Annotated in this window: 20 protein-coding genes; 9 read left to right on the top strand and 11 right to left on the bottom strand. The window is 61.1% G+C overall.

The window, feature by feature from the left end; genetic code table 11:
* The first annotated feature begins 11 nt into the window (after positions 1-11).
* Positions 12-1,043, top strand: a complete 1,032-nt coding sequence (locus tag PR018_RS18850) for an L-idonate 5-dehydrogenase (RefSeq protein ID WP_142830966.1) — start codon at positions 12-14, stop codon at positions 1,041-1,043.
* 7 nt (positions 1,044-1,050) lie between these two features.
* Here the strand turns inward: PR018_RS18850 and PR018_RS18855 are convergent, their stop codons facing one another.
* Positions 1,051-2,040 carry a LacI family DNA-binding transcriptional regulator gene (locus tag PR018_RS18855; RefSeq protein ID WP_142831010.1) on the bottom strand — a complete coding sequence of 330 codons (990 nt, stop codon included), beginning with the start codon at positions 2,038-2,040 and terminating at the stop codon, positions 1,051-1,053.
* Between the two features lie 305 nt (positions 2,041-2,345).
* Between PR018_RS18855 and PR018_RS18860 the strand changes: the two genes are divergently transcribed.
* Positions 2,346-3,269 carry an SMP-30/gluconolactonase/LRE family protein gene (locus PR018_RS18860; protein ID WP_142831011.1) on the top strand — a complete coding sequence of 308 codons (924 nt, stop codon included), beginning with the start codon at positions 2,346-2,348 and terminating at the stop codon, positions 3,267-3,269.
* Between the two features lie 17 nt (positions 3,270-3,286).
* Here PR018_RS18860 and PR018_RS18865 read toward each other — a convergent pair whose 3' ends face one another.
* The 7 genes from PR018_RS18865 to PR018_RS18895 form a co-directional block, all read right to left on the bottom strand.
* On the bottom strand, positions 3,287-3,772 hold the full coding sequence (locus PR018_RS18865; protein ID WP_425064174.1) for a flavin reductase: 486 nt from the start codon (positions 3,770-3,772) through the stop codon (positions 3,287-3,289).
* A gap of 80 nt (positions 3,773-3,852) precedes the next feature.
* On the bottom strand, positions 3,853-5,271 hold the full coding sequence (locus PR018_RS18870; protein ID WP_142830968.1) for an amidase: 1,419 nt from the start codon (positions 5,269-5,271) through the stop codon (positions 3,853-3,855).
* On the bottom strand, positions 5,268-5,471 hold the full coding sequence (locus PR018_RS18875) for a hypothetical protein (protein WP_142830969.1): 204 nt from the start codon (positions 5,469-5,471) through the stop codon (positions 5,268-5,270). The genes PR018_RS18870 and PR018_RS18875 overlap by 4 nt, the downstream gene beginning before the upstream one ends.
* Entirely contained in the window at positions 5,471-6,481 is a 1,011-nt protein-coding gene (locus tag PR018_RS18880; RefSeq protein ID WP_142830970.1) for an ABC transporter permease, read from the bottom strand. Before PR018_RS18880 ends, PR018_RS18875 begins: the two co-directional genes overlap by 1 nt.
* Positions 6,478-8,025: a sugar ABC transporter ATP-binding protein gene (locus PR018_RS18885; protein ID WP_142830971.1), complete on the bottom strand. Its 1,548-nt coding sequence runs from the start codon at positions 8,023-8,025 to the stop codon at positions 6,478-6,480. Before PR018_RS18885 ends, PR018_RS18880 begins: the two co-directional genes overlap by 4 nt.
* Before the next feature lie 28 nt (positions 8,026-8,053).
* On the bottom strand, positions 8,054-9,154 hold the full coding sequence (locus tag PR018_RS18890) for a sugar ABC transporter substrate-binding protein (RefSeq protein ID WP_161990974.1): 1,101 nt from the start codon (positions 9,152-9,154) through the stop codon (positions 8,054-8,056).
* Between the two features lie 291 nt (positions 9,155-9,445).
* On the bottom strand, positions 9,446-10,666 hold the full coding sequence (locus tag PR018_RS18895; RefSeq protein WP_142830973.1) for an MFS transporter: 1,221 nt from the start codon (positions 10,664-10,666) through the stop codon (positions 9,446-9,448).
* A gap of 187 nt (positions 10,667-10,853) precedes the next feature.
* On the opposite strand from PR018_RS18895, the gene PR018_RS18900 reads away from it, so the two are divergent.
* The 5 genes from PR018_RS18900 to PR018_RS18920 all read left to right on the top strand — a co-directional run bounded on the left by PR018_RS18900 (position 10,854) and on the right by PR018_RS18920 (position 16,510).
* Entirely contained in the window at positions 10,854-11,612 is a 759-nt protein-coding gene (locus PR018_RS18900) for a GntR family transcriptional regulator (protein WP_142830974.1), read from the top strand.
* A 270-nt stretch (positions 11,613-11,882) separates the two neighbouring features.
* Positions 11,883-12,965: a pyrimidine utilization protein A gene (gene rutA / locus PR018_RS18905; RefSeq protein WP_142830975.1), complete on the top strand. Its 1,083-nt coding sequence runs from the start codon at positions 11,883-11,885 to the stop codon at positions 12,963-12,965.
* A gap of 1 nt (position 12,966) precedes the next feature.
* On the top strand, positions 12,967-14,523 hold the full coding sequence (locus tag PR018_RS18910; protein WP_142830976.1) for an amidase: 1,557 nt from the start codon (positions 12,967-12,969) through the stop codon (positions 14,521-14,523).
* A complete protein-coding gene (locus tag PR018_RS18915; RefSeq protein ID WP_142830977.1) occupies positions 14,520-15,884 on the top strand; it encodes an amidase in 1,365 nt (454 codons plus the stop codon). The genes PR018_RS18910 and PR018_RS18915 overlap by 4 nt, the downstream gene beginning before the upstream one ends.
* Positions 15,881-16,510, top strand: a complete 630-nt coding sequence (locus PR018_RS18920; protein ID WP_142830978.1) for an isochorismatase family protein — start codon at positions 15,881-15,883, stop codon at positions 16,508-16,510. The genes PR018_RS18915 and PR018_RS18920 overlap by 4 nt, the downstream gene beginning before the upstream one ends.
* Before the next feature lie 62 nt (positions 16,511-16,572).
* On the opposite strand, the gene PR018_RS18925 is transcribed toward PR018_RS18920, so the two are convergent.
* The 3 genes from PR018_RS18925 to otnK are packed head-to-tail and all read right to left on the bottom strand — an operon-like array spanning position 16,573 to position 19,417.
* On the bottom strand, positions 16,573-17,466 hold the full coding sequence (locus tag PR018_RS18925) for an NAD(P)-dependent oxidoreductase (protein ID WP_142830979.1): 894 nt from the start codon (positions 17,464-17,466) through the stop codon (positions 16,573-16,575).
* A gap of 33 nt (positions 17,467-17,499) precedes the next feature.
* On the bottom strand, positions 17,500-18,141 hold the full coding sequence (gene otnC / locus PR018_RS18930; protein WP_142830980.1) for a 3-oxo-tetronate 4-phosphate decarboxylase: 642 nt from the start codon (positions 18,139-18,141) through the stop codon (positions 17,500-17,502).
* Positions 18,134-19,417: a 3-oxo-tetronate kinase gene (gene otnK, locus PR018_RS18935; RefSeq protein ID WP_142830981.1), complete on the bottom strand. Its 1,284-nt coding sequence runs from the start codon at positions 19,415-19,417 to the stop codon at positions 18,134-18,136. Before otnK ends, otnC begins: the two co-directional genes overlap by 8 nt.
* Before the next feature lie 258 nt (positions 19,418-19,675).
* Here otnK and ltnD point away from each other — a divergent pair, with 258 nt between their 5' ends.
* Positions 19,676-20,590: an L-threonate dehydrogenase gene (ltnD, locus tag PR018_RS18940; protein ID WP_142830982.1), complete on the top strand. Its 915-nt coding sequence runs from the start codon at positions 19,676-19,678 to the stop codon at positions 20,588-20,590.
* 1 nt (position 20,591) lies between these two features.
* On the top strand, positions 20,592-21,365 hold the full coding sequence (gene otnI / locus PR018_RS18945) for a 2-oxo-tetronate isomerase (RefSeq protein ID WP_142830983.1): 774 nt from the start codon (positions 20,592-20,594) through the stop codon (positions 21,363-21,365).
* Positions 21,366-21,500: the final 135 nt, after the last annotated feature.

Raw genomic sequence — 21,500 nt, forward strand, 5'->3', positions numbered from 1 at the left:
GAGGTAAGACGATGAAAGCACTTGTCATTCACGCCGCCAAGGATCTTCGGATCGAGGAAGTACAGGCGGGATTGCCGGGGCCGGGACAGGTGGGCATTGCCATTCAGGCCGGCGGCATCTGTGGTTCCGACCTGCACTATTACAATCACGGTGGCTTCGGCACCGTGCGGCTGCGCGAACCGATGATCCTCGGGCATGAGATTGCCGGCACCATCAACGCCATCGGCGAAGGAGTGACTGGCCTCTCTGTCGGCGACCGCGTCGCCGTTTCGCCCAGCAGACCTTGCAATCATTGCCGGTATTGCCTCAAGGGGCAGCAGAACCAATGCCTCAACATGCAGTTCTACGGCAGCGCGATGCCGATGCCGCATATCCAGGGCGGCTTTCGCCAGCAACTGGTGGCGGAAGGCTGGCAGTGCCACAAGGTCAAGGACGGCGTTTCCATCGAGGAAGCGGCCTTCGCCGAACCGTTCGCGGTCGTCCTGCATGCGGTCAACCGCGCAGGCTCGCTGCTCGGCAAGCGGGTGCTGGTGACCGGCTGCGGACCGATCGGCGCGCTCGCAATCATTGCGGCACGGGCACACGGCGCCCGCGAAATCGTCGTCACCGATGTCGTCGACAATGTTCTCAATCTGGCGCGGACCATCGGTGCTGACCGGACGATCAATGTCGCTTCCAACCCGCAAGATCTGTCCGCCTATGGTGCCGACAAGGGTTATTTCGATGTGATGTTCGAAGCGTCCGGCAATGAACGGGCGGTCAGGGCGGGGCTGGAGGCGTTGGCGCCGCGCGCCGTGCTGGTTCAGCTCGGCCTCGGCGGCGACATCTCGCTGCCACAGAACATGATCGTCGCCAAGGAAATCGAGATACGCGGGACCTTCCGGTTCCACGAGGAGTTCGCTCTGGCGGTCGATCTGATCAACAGCGGGCGCGTCGATCTGAAGCCGCTGCTGACGGCGGTTTTCCCGATCGAGGATGCGGTGGCAGCCTTCGAGGCGGCGAACGATCGAAGCAAGGCCATGAAGGTGCAGATCGCCTTCTAGATTTGCCTCAGGCGCTTTCGCGCAACACGACGCGGCAGCTGGTGAGAGTGATCTCGTCGCCCTTCGGCTCTCCGCCCTGGATGGCTTCGAGCAGCTTTGCCGCCGCCTGGCTGCCGATGCCATAGCAATCGGCATTGATCGTTGTGATGCGCGGGTGGCAGATCGACGAGATCTCGTAGTCACCGAAGCCGGCGATGGCAATGTCTTCCGGTACGCGCATGCCGCGGCGCTGGCATTCCATCATCGCACCGAAGGCCGACAGGTCGGAAACGCACAGTACGACTTCCGTGTCGGGCCAGCTTTCGAGCATGCTGACGATGGCCTGCGCGCCCTGCTGCATGGTGATCGGCGGGACGCCGAAGGAGATGACGCGGCCAGGTCCTAGCCCGAGTTCCTCGACCGTCTTCAGGAATCCGCTGCGCCGCTGGCTGCCGCGCGTGTCGCGCGCCGTGGTGCCGCCGATATAGCCGAACTTGCGGTAACCCTTGTCGGCGAGCGCGCGCACAAGCATCGACATGGCCTCGCCATTCGAGAAACCGACGACATGGCCGAGCGGCTTCTCCGGGATTTCCCAGGTCTCGACAACCGGGATATTGGCATTTTCCAGCATGCGCCTCGCGCGCATCGTGTGCGATCCACCGGTCAGGATGATGCCTTCCGGGCGCCGGCGCAGCATCGCCTCGATAAGCTTTTCTTCCTTGTCCGCCGCGTAGTCGGTGTAGCCGAGAAGCAGCTGCAGGCCGGTATTTTCGAGCGCGTCGGTGATGCCCCGCGCGGTGTCGGAAAAGTTGGAATTGTTGATCGATGGCACCAGCGCCGCAATGAAGCCGGTGCGCCGGGACGACAGGCTGCCGGCCGACTGGTCAAGCACGTAGCCGAGTGCATCGACGGCATCCATGATCCGCTTGCGCGTTTCCTCCGAGACGCTGGCATCCTGCCGAAAAGCCCGCGAGACTGTCATCGCGGATACGCCGACATATTTGGCGACCTCGGCCATCGTCAGCTTCTGGATGTCTCGCGGCGCGCCGTTCGGCCTGCCCCCGGCTGGTTTTTTCACTGTGTCCCCATACGTATCGGTTGCCCCAAACACCGCGCGGCTTCGAGCAAGGTTCAACAATAAAGTTATCGCTACCATCGCACAATCGCAAAGTTGCGCACTCTCGCGCTGCGCGCATTGCCAAAAGGGCTATCTCTGAGGGTCTTGTGTTATCTGTCTCAAACTAATTTGACGCCAACAACGTCAGGGTCTTGGCTGAACGGGAGAAAATGATATCGATAACCGAAATGCAGATGGAGTTGACGATGTTTGGTGAAATCGAAGGCAGCGGCTTTGAAGTTATCGATCCTCAATTCGAGGCCTGCTTTGTCGGCCATGCGCGGGTCGAGCGGCTCTGGACAGGAGGCCGCTGGCTGGAGGGGCCTGCCTGGTTTGCCCCCGGACGTTACCTGGTGTTCTCCGACATTCCGAACAATCGGATGATGCGCTACGATGAAGCCAGCGGTCAGACCTCCGTATTTCGGTCGCCATCGAACAATTCCAACGGCAATACCGTCGACAACGAAGGTCGGCTCGTGACCTGCGAGCATCTGACGCGACGGGTCACCCGGACGGATTTCGACGGCAAGATTACTGTCATCGCCGATCAGGTCGACGGCAAGCGTCTGAATTCTCCGAACGATGTGACCGTGAAGTCGGATGGCACGATCTGGTTCACCGATCCGACCTACGGCATCCTGACCGATTACGAAGGTGATTATGGCGAGGAGGAGATCGGCGGTTGCCATGTCTATTGCCATGATCCGCAGACCGGAACGCGTCGTGTCGCCGCCGATTTCGTCAAGCCGAACGGGCTGGCATTCTCGCCGGACGAATCCATTCTCTACGTTTCCGACACCGGCGTTTCGCATCTCAGCGGCGGACCGCGTCATATCCGTAAACTTGCCGTATCCGCCGATGGCAGGCTCGAAAATATCGGCGTCTTTGCAGAGTGCACGTCAGGTCTGTTCGACGGCTTCAGGGTCGATCGCAGGGGCCGTATCTGGGCCAGTGCGAGTGACGGCGTTCACGTCTACGATTCCGACGGCAACCTGATCGGCAAGGTCCGGATCCCCGAAGGCGTGTCCAACCTCACCTTCGGCGGTCCGAAAGGCAATCGGCTGTTCATCACCGGAACAACATCGCTATACGCGGTCTACGTGACGGCGAACGGAGTGAAACTGGGCTGACGCAAGGCCTGCCATCGTCAGGCGCCGAGATGGTGGTAGGCACGCTTGTAGTAGACCAGCGCCTTTTCCGCAGCGCTTTCGCGGATAGCCTTTACCGAGCAGAACAGCACCCGGTGGGTGCCGACATCGACCATGTCGGTGAGCACGCATTCGAACGATACCATGGCATCCTCCAGCACCGGAGCGCCCGTAACCCCATAGTGCCAGTTGGCTGCGGCAAAGCGCTGTTCGACGGGGGTCTTGCCGCCAAACAGGCCTGAAAGCCCTTCGTGCCCGGCGGTCAGGACATTGACGCAGAGCGCCTTGTTGCCCATGACCGCATTGAATACCGACGCCGTCCGGTTGAGACAGATGAGCAAGGTGGCGGGGCTGTCGGTGACGCTGCAGACAGCGGTCGCTGCAAAGCCTGCCTTGCCGGCCGGACCATCCGTCGTGATGATGTTCACGGCCGCGCCCATCTTCGCCATTGCGTCGCGAAAGACCTGCGGGCTTACGTCTTCAATGGTTTCGATCTGGGTCGTGGCGTCCATCGGTATGATCCTTCATGGGGTGTCCGCCCGTTCCGGCGGGTTGCATGTTTTGCTCAGGCGGCCGGCCGCGCAAGCGATGGGTCGGTGAAGGCCGTCAGGCCAACTGCTCGTTCGAGCCTCAGGGCGACGCTGGCGGCCAGATCCTCGCGCCATGGACGCGCGACGATCTGCAGCGCAATGGGTAGCCCGCCAGCGGACATCGAAACCGGCACGGTGACCACCGGCAGGCCGAGATAGCTGAACGGTCTCGTGAACGCGGTCATCGCGCTGACGACAGCGTTCATCGTCGGGCTCGTCCCGACGTCAACCTCGCTGGACAGCGGTGGAATGAACGGCATTGTCGGCGCAATCAGGACATCGATGCCGGCAAAGGTTGTCTCGAGAAACTCTCTCAGCATCACCGACCTCATCTGCAGGGCACGCAGATAGATCGGCGCCGGGATCGCCAGCGACTGCGAAAGTCGCATGCGGATCTGCGGGCCGTAATCTTCCGGACGCTCGCGCATCCAGTCGAAATGCACCGTACCCGCTTCTGCCATGGCCACTGCATTGGCGAGTTCAGCGATGGCGGAGAGATCGGGCAGGGGTGCAGCAGCGATGCCGGCTACATCTGGCGACAAAGCCCTGATTGCCGTCTCCATCCCGCCTGCAACGTCGCTTTCCAGTCCGTCGGCAAACGGACCGCCGGCAATTCCGATCCGCAGCGATGACAGGTCGGAAAGCAGCGCACCGGGCTTGTCTGCATCCATGCAGGTCGTGTCGTGTCCGTCCGGGCCGGCGATCAGCTGCAACAGCAGGTAGGCGTCTGCGACGGAGCGCGCCAGAGGGCCGACGCAATCCTGCGAGAATGACAGCGGCATCGCCCCATGACGGCTGACGCGTCCCTGTGTCGGCTTGATCCCGACCGTGCCACAACAGGCGGCCGGCAGACGGATGGAGCCGCCCGTGTCTGAGCCGAGAGCCGCCAGCACCACCCCGCCGCCAACGGCAGATCCGGACCCGGAGGAAGAGCCGCCGGTGATCCGCGCAGCATCGATCGGGTTCAGCGCCCTGCCGTGGTGAAAATTGTGCCCCGTCGGTCCCATGGCGAATTCGCTCATGTTGAGCCGGCCGATGGAGAGCGCACCCGCTGCTTGCAGACGCTGCATGACTGTGGACGTCGAGGTCGCCACATGACCCTTGCGGATCTTCGAGCCGCAACCGGTCACGAAGCCGGCGCGGTCATACATATCCTTGTGGGCGAGTGGCACACCATGCAGCGGCCCTACCGTCCGGCCGGCGGCAAGCGCAACATCGGCGGCACGGGCTGCCTCGAGCACGGGGCCTTCCTCGATCTCGATAAAGGCGTTCAGCCGCTCGTGGCTGGACTTTGCGCGGGCGAGTGCGGCGGTTGTCATCTCGACGGAAGTAATCCGGCCGGCGAGGATCGCCTCCGCAGCCTCCTTGAGCGTGGTCGGGTTATCGAGGCTCATCGTCCGGCCTCAACGCGCAAGACAGCTTCGAAATGGGCTGGTTCGGTGTTGAACAACGCGCCTGCCTTATCGGTAAGTGGCTTGGCGATGCTGGTCTTGTCGCGCATGGCTTCACCGGCCATGGCCACAAGCTCCGCCTCGTCGGCCGGGCGATCCCAATAGGTCTCGGCAAGGGCAGCCACGATCTTCATCAGGTCCATCAGCTGAAATCCTGTGGCTGGCGATTGCGCACGAGCTGGCTGAGCGACACGGCGATGACCAGGGCGCCTCCGTAGAACAGGTTCTGCACATAGGCATCCGCCCCGAGCATGGTCAGGCCGGTGATGCCGGTCACGAGGAAATAAACGCTGATCACCGCGCCGAAGGCATTGAAGCGGCCGGGCGAGATTGTCGTTGCGCCGAGGAATGCTGCGGCGAACGCCGGAAGCAGAAGGTTGAGGCCGGACAGCGGATCGGCTGATCCCGTCATGCCGGCATAGAGCATGCCGGCAAAGGCGGAGATCAGCCCGGAGAGCACGAAGGAGGTGGCGCGCACCCTGTCGACATTGATGCCGTTCAGCCGGGACACTTCGCGCCCGCGGCCGACGAACAGCAGCTTGCGGCCGGCAATGGTGAATTCCAGCGCGTACCAAAGGATGACGGCGAGGATCAGGGCATAGAAGAAGGCGAGGGGAATGCCGAACAGCCGGTTGATGATGACCCATTTGACCAGGCCCATGGAGACGCCTGATATCGTCTGCGAATTGCTGACCCAGAGGATCAGCCCGTTCACGAACGTACCGACACCGAGCGTGACGATCAGCGAATGGATGCGGAAATAGAGGACGAAGAATGCATTGACCGCGCCGATGACGATACCGCTCACCAGCGCGATGACGATCACGGGGACGATCGGCCAGCCGAATTTGACGTTGAGCACGGCGATCAGCATGGTGCTCATCGTCAGGGTCGAGGCCCCAGACAGGTCGAAATCGCCCGATGTCAGCGGAATGATGATGGCAAGCGTCAGCACCACGAGCACGGCCTGTGAGCCGAACAGGGTGGAGAAGCTTCGCCAGCTCAGGAACGAATCCGGCATCAGCGTTCCGAAAATCACGATGAGCAGCAACCATGCGCCCACAAGGGCGAAGCGCTCGCCCTCGGTTTTTATCGTGAAGCGGCTCCTTGCCGGCATCGAGGTCTTGGTCGTCGGCATATCCAGCGTCGTCATTCTGCGGCCTCCGCGTCATGGCTGTGGAAACAGGCTTCGGTGATTGCCTTGCGGCTGATCTCGGCGCCCTTGAGTTCGATCACCGGGCGACCGCGCGAAAAGACGATGATGCGGTCGCAGATCTGTTCGAGTTGTTCATTGTCGGTCGAGGCGCAAAGTATCGCCGTGCCATCCGCCGCCGCCCGGTCCAGCGCCCTGAAAATCTGCTGGCGAGCGCCGAAATCGACGCCCTGCGTCGGTTCGTCGAGCATCAGAAGCTTCGGCTTAGTCTGCAGCCATTTGGCCAGCAGCACCTTTTGCTGATTACCTCCGGACAGCGAGCCGAGCGGGAGATGCGGATTGGCTGGCCTGACGTCGTAACTCTGGACGAGCGCTGCCGCTGCACGCGTCATTCCGGGACGATCGAGTCCGTAAGGCCTGGTGAGGCCATCCAGCATGGGGAGCGTGATATTGTCGGTCACCGGCAGTGTGCCGATGCCGGCAGCACCCAGGCGATCTCCGGGCAGGAAGGCGATGCCCAGCTTCTGCGCAGCAAGCGGCGTCACCGCGCTGACCTTCGCCGATTTGCCCCCGATGGTGATTTCACCGCTGCCCCGTCTCGCACCATAGAGCAGGTAGGGGAGGGCTGCAAAGCCGGAGCCGATCAGGCCAGTCACACCCAGCGTCTCGCCCTCCCGGATCTCGAAATCGAAAGGTGCGCTGGTGCCATTGGAAATACCGCGCACGCTGACCGCCACCGGCACGCCTGTCCTGGCCATGCGCTTCTTTTCGAACGCGTCGATCCGCGAGCCGACGATGGTGTCGAGGATAGACTGCCGCTGTGATGTACGGGTATCGAGGATATCGACCAGCTCTCCGTCGCGCAGCACCGCGACACGGTCGGTGATATCTCGGACCTCGTCGATATCATGCGTGACGATGACGACGGAGGCGCCGGTCTTGACGATGGAGCGGATCAGCGCAAAAAGTCGCAGCACGTCGTCGGCCGGCAGGAATGGCGTCGGTTCGTCGAGGACCAGGATGCCTTCGCCGCCATAGCCGGCATCGGACGCCCTGAGGTCCTCGAACGCACGGATGATGGCGACAAAGGCCCGCTCCACCGGCGCAAGGTTCGCCACCGTCTGGAACGGATCGATCGACAGGTCGAATTCGGAAAACAGCCTGGAGATGGCGGCTGCTTCCTTCTTCCAGTTGACGAACCAAGGCGTCTTCTGGCCAAGCGCTGTGACCCGCATATTCTCGAGCACCGTCAGGGATGGCACGAGACCGAGGTGCTGGTGGACGAAAGCTACTCCTCGCTTCTTGATCGCCATCGGATCGAGCGGCAGAGACATTTTCTGCCCCCAGAGGATGACCTCGCTGCCCTCTTCCGGCTGGTGAAAGCCGGCCAGCACCTTGATCATGGTGGATTTGCCGGAGCCGTTCTGGCCGAGAAGGCCGAATACCTCGCCCCGCCGTATCGACAGCGAAACACCCTTGAGCGCATAGTAGCTGCCGAAGCGCATACTGATGTTGTTCATGGTGAGGACGGCATTTTCGACCATGAGGCGCTCCTGCTGCGTTCGCGTTGACCTACTTCATCATCCAGAGTTTGCGGAAGCCGTCGAGGTGGGCGTCGCCATAGCCGTCGTTGAAATTGGCAGGTGTGCCGGCGGTCTGGATATTGGTGTCGTCGAAGACCAGCAGCGGCACGTTGAGCTTGGCGACTTCAGGCTCGCCGCACAGCATCCGCATGATGTTGTCGATCGCCGCATAGCCGGCCCAGCCGAGGCTTTCGCCAACATCCATCTGCACCTGGCCTCCGCGCACCATGTCGAGAACGAATGGCGTGCCATTGAAACTGGCAAGCTTGACGCTGCCTTCTGAGCCGGTGATGCGGAGCGCCGGGATGACGAACTGCGACATGGAGTCGTAGATCGGCAGGATGTAGTTGATCGAGGGATCGGCCAGCAGAGCGGATTGCGTGCCCGACTGGATCTTCGTTGCCCATTCGGAAACGGGCACGTCCAGATGCTTCATCTTGCAGCTCGGGCAAAGCGTTTTGAGTTCATCCTGGATCGACTTGACGAAGGGGATCGAGGGGAGGACGTCGGACGAGCCGATGATCAGTACATTTGGTTTACCTTCGGTCTGGACATAGGCCCAGGCTGCCAGCAGCTTGCCGGCGCCGCTAAAGTCGATCTTGCCGGAATAGTCGACGGTGTCGATTGCCGGCTGGGTCACGTCGTAGAAATGCGTCGTCGATATCTTCAGGCCGGCGGCGCGCGCTTCGCCCAGTTGCGGACCGAGAACTTGCGGGTTCAGGCCGCCCGCCAGGTCGAGAGCGTCATATTTCTGGCTGATCGCCTGCGAGATACCCTGCACCCACTGGTCGATCTTCAACTGGTTGTCCCAGGTGGTGTAGGTGAAGCCCACTTCGGCTGCAGCCGATGCCATTGCTTTCTGCAATTCGACATTGAACGGGATGGTCATCGAGATCGGGATCGACAAAACCTTCTTGCCGGCCATGCACTGCTTGGCGTTGAAGGGTTCGCCCGGGGGCGTGAATACCGGCATGGCGCGGTGCTGCGTGATGATCGCCTTGGCATCCTCCATGGGGTCGGCCATCGCGGTTGTGGACAGGCCGGCGAAGGCGGAGACCGCCAGCATTGTACTCACGAAAAGCAGGCGCATGATCAACATTCCCCTCTGTGATCCCGGTCTGCCCGGGGTCCTACAACGTAGCTTTCGATCAGCTATCTAAACTTAAAGTACGTACATACTCAAGGAAACGTCAACCGGATTTTGCCTATTTTTTTGCACTGCACATTTATACGGCGATTGCTAAAAACCATATCAGATAGGCGCTTGAATCGTGTTCAATTGCACATCGGAGCCAATCGTCAGCCTATAGCGAGCGCCTGCAGCAAGCGGCGCCGCACGCATGCGTCATCAGTATGTCAGTACATATGGACGATTTTCAGGTCAGTGGCTTGAGCGATGGGCTCGCCATGCGATGATCATGCCGCCGAAACCGAACAGGGAAAAGACCATGAAGCTCGCACCATAGTGGCCGGTCAAAGCATAAAGACTGGCAAAGGACGACGGACCGACGATGACCCCGATGAAGGTGTAGACCAGAACGCCCCCGGTGATCGCGCCGACTCTGCCTTCCGGAGCATTGTGGGCCACCTCTGCGAGCAGCACGCCGTTCCATCCAATCGTCACGCCGCCCATGCAGACGAAAAGAGCGACCTGCGCGACCGGTGGCAGGCCGGGCAGCCAGTAGAGCAAGGCATAGCCGGCGCCGCCGAGCAGGCCAAGCAGTGACAGGGTGATGAAGCCGCCGCCGATGCGATCGGCGACCACGCCCCAGAAGATGCGACCGAAGGCGCCAGCGAACTGCATGGCCGCAGCAACGGACCCTGCGGCGAGCAAGGACCAGCCGGCGTCGTGCACAAGCGTAACCACGGCGAAGGCGGAAACCGACAGTTGCATGGCGGAATAGGCAAAGCCCAGGCCGCTCAGCGTCAGCAGACGCGGGTTGCGCCAGATCGTCGATTGTTCCTCGATCAACCCGCGCAACAGGGATCGGCGCCTGCTGACTACGACGGGTTCGGCCGCATGCGTCATCGCCAGCAACCCCATCGTCAACAGCGGTGCGGCCGCCCCGATCAGCAGTGCGATATTCCAGTCGACATAGCGGGAGAGATAGGGGAAGGCGAAGCTTGCGAGGATGCCGCCCAGCGGGACGCCGGATTGCTTCAGCGAAAATACGATGTTCCGCTTGTTCTGCGGGGTGACTCGGCTCAGCATTTCGGAAGATGCAGGATTGTTCAGGCCGTAGCCGATGCCGATAAAAAGCGACGCAATGACGATCAGTGGAATACTGGCGGTGGCAATGCCGGCAAAACCGATCACGCAGCAGACAAGTGCAGCCTGTTCAATTCGGATCGGCCCGAAGCGCTGGACCAGCGTGCCGGCGATTGCAGAGGAGAACATGCCAGAGGCATAGATCAGGCTGATCTGATAGCCGATCCAGTAGGCGCCGATATCGAGATCTGCTGCCACCGTCGGCGCAATGGCCGTGAGTGCAAGGACGCTCGCGGTCGCCACGATCTGGATCAGCGTTGCCGCCACAAGGGTTTGCATCAGCGAAGAAGCTCGGCGCGTTTGCGTGGCCTCTCCGGCAATCAGGTCCGACATGCGTCTCAATATCCTGGGAAATTATAGCTGGGATATGTACGTACTAATAGATTTGCTTTGCTGGCACAAGCGGGTCAGGATGCGTTTGCGGACATGCTGAAATTCGATTGCCTTTCGCCGGGAAAGACGATTGAAACCTTTACAACGGAGATGTGCCGGTGATTTTAGCTGGCAAGGGGTGGGGTGCTTGGATCAGAAAAGCAATCATTGGAAGCCGGAGCTGGATACGGCGCCGCTCTATCTGCAGGTCGCCCATCACCTGGAGTCTCGCATCAGCAATGGCGACTACCCGGTCGGCACCCTTTTGCCGACAGAGAACGAGATTGCCGCAGCGCTGGGCGTCAGTCGCCAGACCGTGCGTCAGGCAATCGGGACCCTGCGCAACAAGGGGCGTCTTTCGGCGCGCAAGGGGGTAGGCACCCGTGTTGAGGCCGGCTTCGATCCGGAACGCAAACGCTTCATCGCCCACTCGCGCTCCGAACTTTTCGAAATCGCCGCCGAGACCGAATTTGTAATCGACACGAAGGAGGAGGTCTCGGCGCAGGGTAAACTTGCGATCGAGCTGGGTTGCCGTCCTGGCCGAAAGTTCTTCCACATGGCCGGTATCCGTTATCCCGGCAATCGAAGCAGGCCGTTTTCGTGGAACGAGGTCTACGTCGATTCCAGGCTTGCTGGCGCCGTGAAGGACATCACGGTCGCGAGAAGTGCTATTTTTCACTATATCGAACAGTTTACCGGCGAAAAAATCCAGGAAATCCAGCAGGAAATCAAGCCTATCGCGCTCGATGAGGTGATTGCCGGCAAGCTTGGCGTCAGCACGGGCGATCTCGCGCTCGTCGTCACGCGCCGCTACTACGGCTCCGGTCGCCGCCTGCTGGAATATGCTTTCCAGGTTCTGCCGGCAGAGCGCTTTACCTTCACCACGACACTGCGCGCCGAGAGCTGAGGCTGACAGCCGCGTGAATGGTTCCCGCCTTTGCCGGCGCCATGATTCGTCTGCCCATTCCGCCTGTAATTGCCTTTCTGATTGGCTTTTTGCCTCGTCATTCGCCGTTTGAATAATTTCCCGGCGCCAAACTTCTGCGTGCAAATCAGCCGTTTGATTAATAAATAGGCGCGCCTAAAGATGCGTCATTTTTGGCTTTACAGGCCCGAAAAATTTTGCATTAGTTCGTACATACTGCCTTGCATGTCCATCAGATAAAAGGGGAACCACATGGATATCGGTGTTTTCATTCCCATCGGAAACAATGGCTGGCTGATCTCCACTACCTCGCCGCAGTACATGCCGAGCTTCGAGCTCAACAAGCAGATCGTCCAGAAAGCAGAGGGATACGGGCTCGAGTTTGCTCTCTCGATGATCAAGCTGAGAGGCTTCGGCGGCAAGGCCGAGTTCTGGGACTACAATCTTGAGAGCTTCACGCTTATGGCCAGCCTGGCGGCTGTCACCAAGCGCATCAAGCTGTTTGCCTCGACGGCCGTGCTGACTCTGCCGCCGGCCATTGTCGCGCGCATGGCGACGACGATCGACAGCGTGGCGCCCGGCCGTTTCGGGGTCAATATCGTGTCGGGCTGGCAGATGGCGGAATATGACCAGATGGGCATGTGGCCGGGAAATGACTATTTCGGCTACCGCTACGATTATTCGACCGAATACGTCCACATCATGAAAGAGCTCTGGGCCAAGGGCGAATGCTCCTTCGAAGGCAAGCACTTCACCATGAAGGATTGCATGATGAAGCCGATGCCGGCGAACAAGATCGAGATCGTGGCAGCAGGTCAGAGTCCGCGCGGCATGGAATTCGCGGCAGAGTACGCCGATTACAACTTCGTCATGGGCTCGGGCATCAACACGCCGACCGCCTATGCGCCGAACAACGCCAAGCTGGTTGAAGCGGCTGCCAAGACCGGCCGCGATGTCGGCGCCTACGTGCTGTTCATGGTGATCGCCGAAGAGACCGACGAACTGGCAAAGGCAAAGTGGGAGAGCTACCGCGAAGGGGCCGATGTCGACGCCCTCGCGTGGATGGCGGACCAGGGCAGCAAGGATGCAACTGCCGACAGCAACTCGACCGCCAAGCACATCAACCTGCCGGAAGGTGCTGTCAATTTCAACATGGGCACCCTGGTAGGCTCTTATGCCAGCGTCGCCCGGATGCTGGAGGAGGCCGGCAGCGTTCCCGGTACAAAGGGCATCATGCTGACCTTCGACGACTTCCTGGTCGGTCTCGACAAGTTTGGGGAGCGCATCCAGCCGTTGATGGCGTCGCGCATGCCGAGCCAGATGGCGGCCGAATAAGGTGCATCGCCTTCTGCCAGATGCCGGGGCCGCAGCACCGCTTGTCGGCCCCCGCGACCTCCTGGATCCACTGACGCTGGTCGACCCCGGCGTCGCAGATCGCACCTACGCCCGTTTGGCACCCTCAGGCGAGCCGTTCCCAAGCCCTGATGTCGAGCCCGCGATCGAAGATTTGCCAATAAGGACCGCCGGCGTGGACGCGCTTCTTTCCGCGTATGCCGGTGGGAGACTGTTGCCTTCGCACGCCCTGCGCTCGCTTATCAGTGCGTCGCGATCCTGCACCGCAGGTGGCGAGGCTATCCTTCGCTTCGTGCCGCAGGCTGAAAAGGCCGCCTGTGAAAGCGACGAGCGTTGGCGCAATGGAACGGTGCGGCCGCTGGAGGGCATTCCGTTCGGCGTCAAGGACATCATCGATGTCGCCGATACGATCACCACATCCGGCTCCCATTTTACCGGCGATCGCGTCGCGCCGGCCGATGCCGATGTCGTGGCCGACTTGCGTGCCGCCGGCGCCATTCCCTTTGCCATGACTGCGACCACCGAGTTTGCCACCGGTTCACCGCACAACCCGCGCTTCGGTACGGTGCGCAATCCGTGGGATCAAAGCCGCTGGACGGGTGGATCGTCGACGGGATCCGCTGCAGCACTGGCCGCGCAGCTGATGCCGCTTGCGCTCGGCACGGACACCGGTGGATCAATCCGGGTCCCATCCTGCTGGTGTGGCACGACGGGCCTGAAGCCGAGCCGGGACCGCGTGTCCCGAAAAGGTGTCGCGCCCCTGTCCTGGACACTCGACCATGTCGGTCCGATGGCCCGCTCGGCAAGGGACATCGCCCGTGTATTGTCTTTCATGACCGCCCAGCGGGAGCCATCCTTGGCTGCGCAATGTGCTGCCATTCTGGCGGGCGAGACTTTAGAGGGTCTTCGCATCGGCGTGCCCGTCAACTGGTTCACGGATGTGGTTGACGACGCCGTTCTCGCCAATTGGGAGGCTGCGCTGAAGACGATGGAGAGGCTTGGATGCATCTGCATTCCGCTCCCTGCCATCGATATCGCCCCTTGGCATGAGGCCGGCTGGGTCATCCTCCAAAGTGAATTGGCAACGCTGCATTCTCCCCGTCTCGATCGTGTGGAGATGTTCGACGCGGGCCTTGTTCACAGGCTGAAGAACGGCCTCACCTATTCCGCGGTCGATTACGGGCGTGCGCTCCAGATGCGCGCCGAGGCACAAAGCGGCTTCCTCGACGCCATGGCCGACGTCGATCTGGTCGTTACGCCCGGCATCGGTGGCGAGGCTGGCGTGCTCGATGGGCTGACCGTCGATGTGAACGGGATCTCGCATACCTTCCAGTCGATGATTTCGCGAAACACGATGATTTTCGACGTCACCGGCCTGCCGGCCCTGATGCTGCCATCCGGCCTCGGTCGCACCGGTCTGCCGACCGGTATACAGATCGTCGGCAGGCCCCAGGCCGATGCGATGTGCCTTTCCCTTGGGGCCGCTTTTCAGCGCGCGACCGAGTTCCACGACATGATGCCGCCGGGACTGGCGATATGAGCGCTGAAACGCCGTCTGTGCCCCTGCCGAACCAGCTGACTGCCACGGATTTGCTGGCGATGCTGGCCGATGACAAGTTGAGCGCTAGCGATGTGGTGGAAGCGTGCCTTGAGCGCATCCGCCTGCGGGATGGCGATGTGCAGGCCTGGCTCGCCGTCAATCCGCAGGCACTGGCCGAGGCCGCCCGTCTGGATGCCTTGCCGAGGGAAAAGCGTGGCCGGCTGCATGGCCTGCCGATTGCTGTCAAGGATGTGTTCGACACCCACGACCTGCCGACGACCTACAACTCGCCGCTTTATGGTGGTTTCCAGCCTGCGGCGGATGCTGCGGCCGTCGATCTGCTGCGCGCGGAAGGTGCAATCGTGCTCGGCAAGACCGACACGACGGAATTTGCCGCCGCCGGGCAGGATGCCAAAACCGGCAATCCGTACGATCTCGCACGCACCTCCGGCGGTTCGTCTGCCGGTTCTGCGGCAGCCGTCGCCGACTTCCACGTGCCGTTGGCGCTTGCCACGCAGACCGGCGGCTCGACCATTCGCCCGGCTTCCTTCTGCGGCGTCTACGCCTTCAAGCCGAGCTACGGTCGTGTCAGCCGGGAGGGTGTGAGGCTCTATTCCATCAGCTTTGACACTGTGGGCTGGTATGGCCGTTCGGTTGCGGACCTCGCATTGCTGGCGAATGTCTTCGGTCTGGACGAACCTCTCGGGCCGGAAAGTCGCCCGGATGCGTTGAGGATGGCCGTGACCACCGGCCCCTACCATGACCGCCTGCAGGACAAAAGCCTGCGGGCAATGACATCGGCCGCCGACAGCCTGCGACAGGCCGGTCATCAGGTCCATGAGCTCGAACTTCCGCCGGCCTTCGAAGCGCTCGATCGCTATCACCGGGTCATTCTGCATCGCGAAGGCCAGGCGGCGTTTCGCAATCTTGCCCGTCGACATGGCGCCGCCCTGCATGACGATTTCCACCACCGGGTGGAAAATCGCGATGGAACGACGCTTGCCGAACTGAGAGACGCCTATGACGGCATGGGGCTGGCGCGGATCGCGTTCGACGAGATCGCAGCCAACTACGATGTGGTGATCGCGCCGAGCGCTGCCGGGTTTGCACCCGTCGGCCGCAAACCCGGCGATCCCGTGTTCAATGCCTCGTGGACGCTGCTCGGCGTGCCCTGCGTGAATATTCCAGTGCCGCCGCCGGCATCTCCCGGCGGGCTGTCGCTGCCGATCGGGGTGACAGTGATCGCGCCGCGTTTTGCCGACAGCCATCTTCTCGCCCATGCCGACCGGATTGCCGCAGTCCTGAGTCCGAAAGCCCCTGTCGTCGAGACCGTCCATGAATTTCGAGGGAGCCGTCCGTGAGCGAAGCCGACCTGCGTGCGAACTATGCCAAAGCCTATGACAACCGCATCGGCTTCGGCAGGAAGCCTGCCCTGGTGCTGGTCGATTTCGTCCAGGCCTATTTCGAGCCTGACAGCCCGCTATTCGCAGGTGTCGATGCGGCGCTGGAAAGTGCCCTGCGCATCCGTGCCGCAGCGCATGAGAAGAACCTTCCCGTCATCCTGACCGGCGTCGTCCTGCATTCGAGCGGTCTGGATGGCGGCCGGTTTTTCCAGAAGGCCAAGCCGCTGGCGAGCTTTACCGCAGGCAACCCTCTCGGCGCCTGGCCGAAGGGGCTTGAGCCACGGGCTGACGAGTTTGTTGTGACGAAGCAGTATCCGAGCGCGTTCTTCGGCACGTCTCTGGCGCCGATGCTGACCGCGATGGGGGTCGACAACGTCATCCTCACCGGGCTGACCACCAGCGGCTGCGTGCGCGCTTCCTGCGTGGATGCCATGTCGCATGGCTTCATCACGACGGTGGTGCGCGACGCCTGTGGCGACCGTCATCCGGCTCCGCACGAGGCCAATCTTTTCGATATGAACGCAAAATATGCCGACGTCGTCTCCGAGGCGGAGATCCTGGCGTTTATCGATGGCCTCGACTAACCCCGTCGTCGCCAGCAAGTGCCCGGCGACCACACGGCCGCCGAAGCATTGTCATTTCAGGCTTAGCTGGCGCCGTTTGCCTTGGCTATGAAGTCGGTGAGGTGCGGAACGTAGTCTTCTGCTCCGGCACCGCCATTCGCCATCGCCACGGCGAATGAGTTCTTCACCGCGCTCGACATTGTGGTGGTGACTGTCGCCGCATTTGCCATCGATTCCACGTAGCGCATGTCTTTGTAGGCATTGCTGAGGGTGAACTTGTGGGCTTCGCGGTTGCCTTCCAGAGCATAGCCCATGAAAGTCTGATAGAAGCCGCAATCCATGCGTCCGCCGCGGATCACCTGGTCGAATGTTTCTATGGAGATGCCAACTTTTTTCGACAGCGCCAGGGCCTCGGAATAGAGCGCGGCATAGCCGAGCGAGATGAAATTGTTCAGGAGCTTCATCCGATGGCCGTCGGCGACGCCGCCGATGTGGACGATCTTGCCCGCCCATGTCGAGATCACCGGCTTGATGCGCTCAAAAACCGCCGCATCGGCGCCGACCATGCAATCGAGAGTACCCGCCCACGCTTCTTTCGGCGTGCGGCTCAAGGGGGCGTCGGCGTAGAGAACGCCGATCTCGGCCATCTCTGCGGCCAGCGTCTGTGTCACCGTGGGCTCGCCGGTCGAGCAATCGACGATAACGGTCCCTGCGGCAAGGCCCGGTTTCATGGCCGCGACGGCAGCGGCAACTTCCGGCGAGCCGGTCAGGCAAAGAAAGACGATGGTGGAGTGACGGGCCAGTTCATCGAGAGACTTTGCCTCGGTGGCTCCCCTTGAAACCAGATCGTCGACCGGCACCCGGTTTCGATGGGCGACGACCTGCAGCGCGTAGCCCTTTTCAACGATATTCTTTGCCATGCCATGGCCCATCAGCCCGGTGCCGACAAACCCGATGGTCTCAGTGGTATTGCTCATTTTACTCTCTCCCTGAACGTAAATGGTCGGCGATCATGACAAATTGAATTTGCTGCGCAGCTCGTCTATCTGCTGCGGCGTCAGCGCGCGCAACACGTGGTTTTGCAGCATCAGGAACAGCTTGGCTGTTTCCTCAAGCTCCTCGGTGGCATACTGGGCGTTGGCAAGCGAAGTTCCGGCGACGACAGGACCGTGATTTGCCAGAAGCACCGCGTGATGCTTGCCGGCCAGCGCCTTTACGGCGTGCGCCAATTCCGGATCTCCCGGCGCGAAATAGGGCACCAGCGGCAAGCGGCCGATGCGCATCACATAATATGCCGTCAGCGCTGGAAGCACATCGTTGGGATCGACGTCGGCAAGGATGCTGACGGCTGTGGCATGGCTCGAATGCAGGTGGACGACGGCTGCCGCTTCTGACCGTTCATCATACATTGAAAAATGCAAGAAGGCCTCCTTGGTCGGCTTGTCTCCCGACAAGAGCTGGCCGGATGCGTCGAAATGTGAAAGCCGATCTGGCTCGAGGTTTCCCAGCGAGGCGTTCGTCGGCGTCATCAACCATCCGCCATCGGCAAGGCGCACCGAGATGTTTCCGCTTGAGCCGGCTGTCAGGCCGCGATTGAACAGCGAGGCGCCGACGCGGCAGATTTCGTCGCGCGCTTTGTTGATCTCACGCATTCCCGTGCTCCGCTCGTAACAGATGCCAAGCCTTCAGAAAGAAATCCTCGGCACCGAAGTTTCCCGATTTCAGCGCCAATGCCAAGTCCGGGCCGTTGATGCTGCGGGTCCAGGGGACGCCGGGATCGATCTCCGGCCCGATCTCGAGCATCGCCACCTGCAGCCCAGCAACGATAGCACCGGATGTTTCGCCACCGGCAACCAGAAACTTCGTAAATCCTCTGTTCTTCAAATGGTTTGCGACTTCGGCCAGCGTCGTTTCGACCAATGCGCCGGACTGGTGCCTGCCCATCGATGCCTGAATGTCTGCAAGGGCGGCCGGATCTGCGCTCGAATAGATAAGCACCGGCGCAGAGCTGTCCTGCGCAAGAGCCCAGTCTGCTATCTCCGAAGCCGTCTGCCTCCCGTCCGAAATTGCGTTTACATCGAGCGCTAGCGTCGGCATGCCGCTGTGTCGCGCCGCCTCGATCTGGCCGCGGGTTGCGACCGAGCAGGATCCTGCCAGAATGGCTGCCCGACCCGCTGGCGCCGCCATTTGCACTTGTTCCTGCCGGCGTGCGACGCGGCCCTTGGTAACGAGATCTTCCGCAAGGCCCAAGCCGATGCCTGAGCCGCCTGTTACAAGCCGCATCTCCGCACACGCTTGTCCGATGGCATGCAGATCGGTGTCTGCAAGGGTGTCCACGATCACGATCCGGCGCCCGGCTGCTTTTTCTGCTGCGAAGGCCCCTGATATCGCGTCCTGTCCGGACCTTACGATATTGATATCGACCAGTCCTACGGCCAGCGACGTCTGACGGCCCAACACCCGCACGATATTTGCATCGGTCATCGGGTTCAGCGGATGATCTTTCAGGGGGCTGTCCGACAGCAGCTGATCTCCGACGAACAGGTGGCCTTTGTAAACGGTCCGGCCCGCTGCCGGAAAAGATGGACAGGCGATTGTGAAATCGACATCGAGGAGCGTCATCAGCGCTTCGGTGACCGGCCCGATATTACCCTCGTCCGTGCTGTCGAAGGTCGAGCAGTATTTGAATAGAAACTTTTCCGCCCCCGCAGCAAGCAGGGCCCGGGCTGCGGCGCAAGACATATCAACCGCCTCATCGGCTGGAATCGATCGTGACTTCAGGGCAACAACGACAGCATCGGCATCGGCGAACTTTTCACCCGGCGCGGGTACGCCGATGCGCTGCACCGTTCGCAGACCCGCGCGCGAAAGCATCAGGCAGAGATCGGTAGCGCCGGTAATGTCGTCCGCAATTGCGCCTATCAGCACGTTCGTTCCTCATTTTTCCAGCCGGTATGCTGCCCCCAGGGTGTAAGCGAGGATACATCCGACGGTAGCATCGAATTTCCTCCGCGCCGTCCCTTTCGCGCTCGACCCTGTTGTTGCTTCAGCGCAAAAAGCCCTTGCATTGCTTTTCCGACGCGCGCTAACTGTGTTTATGGCAACGCTATCATTTGAATTTGACGAGCACAAGCGCGTGTTTAATCCTGCGGTATCGGCCGCACTCCATTCGGCAAGGAAGCTCAGATGACGACAAAACCTCAACAGACTGCCTGCGTGATCGGGTTGGGATCCATGGGGTTCGGGATAGCGGCCTCTCTTCTTCGCGGCGGCTTCGATGTCGTCGGCTGCGATGTCAGTGTGGACGCGATGGCGCGGTTCGAGGCGCTCGGCGGCAGGGTTGCAGGACTGCCGATCGATGCCGGGCGGGACGCGCAGATCGTGATTTCGGTCGTGGTCAACGCGGCGCAGACCGATGCCGTCCTATTCGGTGAGAATGGCGCGGTGACCGAAATGGGCAAGCGCGGCACCGTTTTGTCTTGTGCCACCATGTCGCCGGAGGCTGCGCGGGATTTTGAGCGTCGCGCCCAAGCTCTTGATTTACTTTACATCGATGCCCCGATCAGCGGCGGCGCCATGCGTGCTGCCGCTGGTGAGCTGACGATCATGGCATCCGGTGCGCCAGAGGCCTTCGCCTCGGCACGTGCTGCCCTCGATTGCATTGCCACCAAGGTCTACGAACTCGGCGAGGCCGCAGGGGTCGGTGCAGCATTCAAGATCGTCAACCAGTTGCTGGCCGGCGTGCATATCGCCGCTGCCTGCGAGGCCGTGACCTTCGCGAAGGCCATGGACCTGGATATTGCCAAGGTTTACGAGGTGATCTCGGCCTCCGCCGGCAATTCCTGGATGTTCGAGAACAGGGTTCCGCATATCCTGGAGGGCGATTACCGTCCGCGCAGTGCTGTCGATATCTTCACCAAGGATCTCGGCATCGTCTCGGATATCGCCCGCAATCTCAAATTTCCCACGCCCATAGCATCGACTGCCCTGCAGATGTTCGTCATGACGGCTGCCGCCGGCATGGGGCGCGACGACGATGCATCGATCGCGCGTATGATCGCGAACCTAACGGGGCTCGATCTTCCAGGGCTGGAGGCCTGATATGCCACGTTTTGCGGCCAATTTGACCATGATGTTCACAGAAGTCGGCTTCCTCGACAGGTTCGCTGCTGCTGCTGCGGCCGGATTCGATGCGGTGGAGTATCTGTTCCCATACGATTTCGACCCAGCCGATGTCGCCGAGCGATTGCATCGACTCAAGCTCTCGCAAGCGCTTTTCAATTTGCCGCCGGGCGATTGGGCATCGGGCGAGAGAGGTCTCGCAGCGCTGCCAGAGCGGAAAGATGAATTCCGCGCGTCTGTCGAGACAGCGCTCAGATATGCTGCGGCAACAGGCGTGAAGCGGTTGCACGTGATGAGCGGTCTGGCCGAGCGGTCGGACCCGGCCGCCGTCGCCGCGTATCGCCAGTCAATCGCCTACGCATGCGACAAGGCGGGCGAGACCGGGCTGGATATTGTTCTGGAGCCGATCAATGGGCGCGACATGCCCGGATATTTCCTCAATAATTTCAATTTCGCAGCGGATTTGATCGCAGATCTTGGCTATCCAAACCTGAAATTACAGTTCGATATCTACCATCGCCAGATCATCCATGGCGATGTGCTCTCTGGGCTGCGAACGATGATGCCCATCATAGGCCACGTTCAGATCGCATCGGTACCCCTCCGCCACGAGCCTGGAACGGGAGAGCTCGATGACTTTACCGTCCTGCGTGAACTCGATCGGCTGGGATATGACGGTTTTGTCGGCTGCGAGTACCGTCCGGCACGCGGCACGATCGAAGGCCTCGGATGGCTGGCGACCTTTCGCCAGTAGGGATGCAGTCAGTTAATAGCCGACATGCTGATTAACAGCGCTGCCATTCAACAGAGAAATTCTGTGCGTTTAATGCACTTGCAGACGCGGGGAATGACTGAGCACACTTCCATCTTGACCGCATAACACTGATAA

The organism is Rhizobium rhododendri (genome assembly GCF_007000325.2).
GTDB classification, from domain to species: domain Bacteria; phylum Pseudomonadota; class Alphaproteobacteria; order Rhizobiales; family Rhizobiaceae; genus Rhizobium; species Rhizobium rhododendri.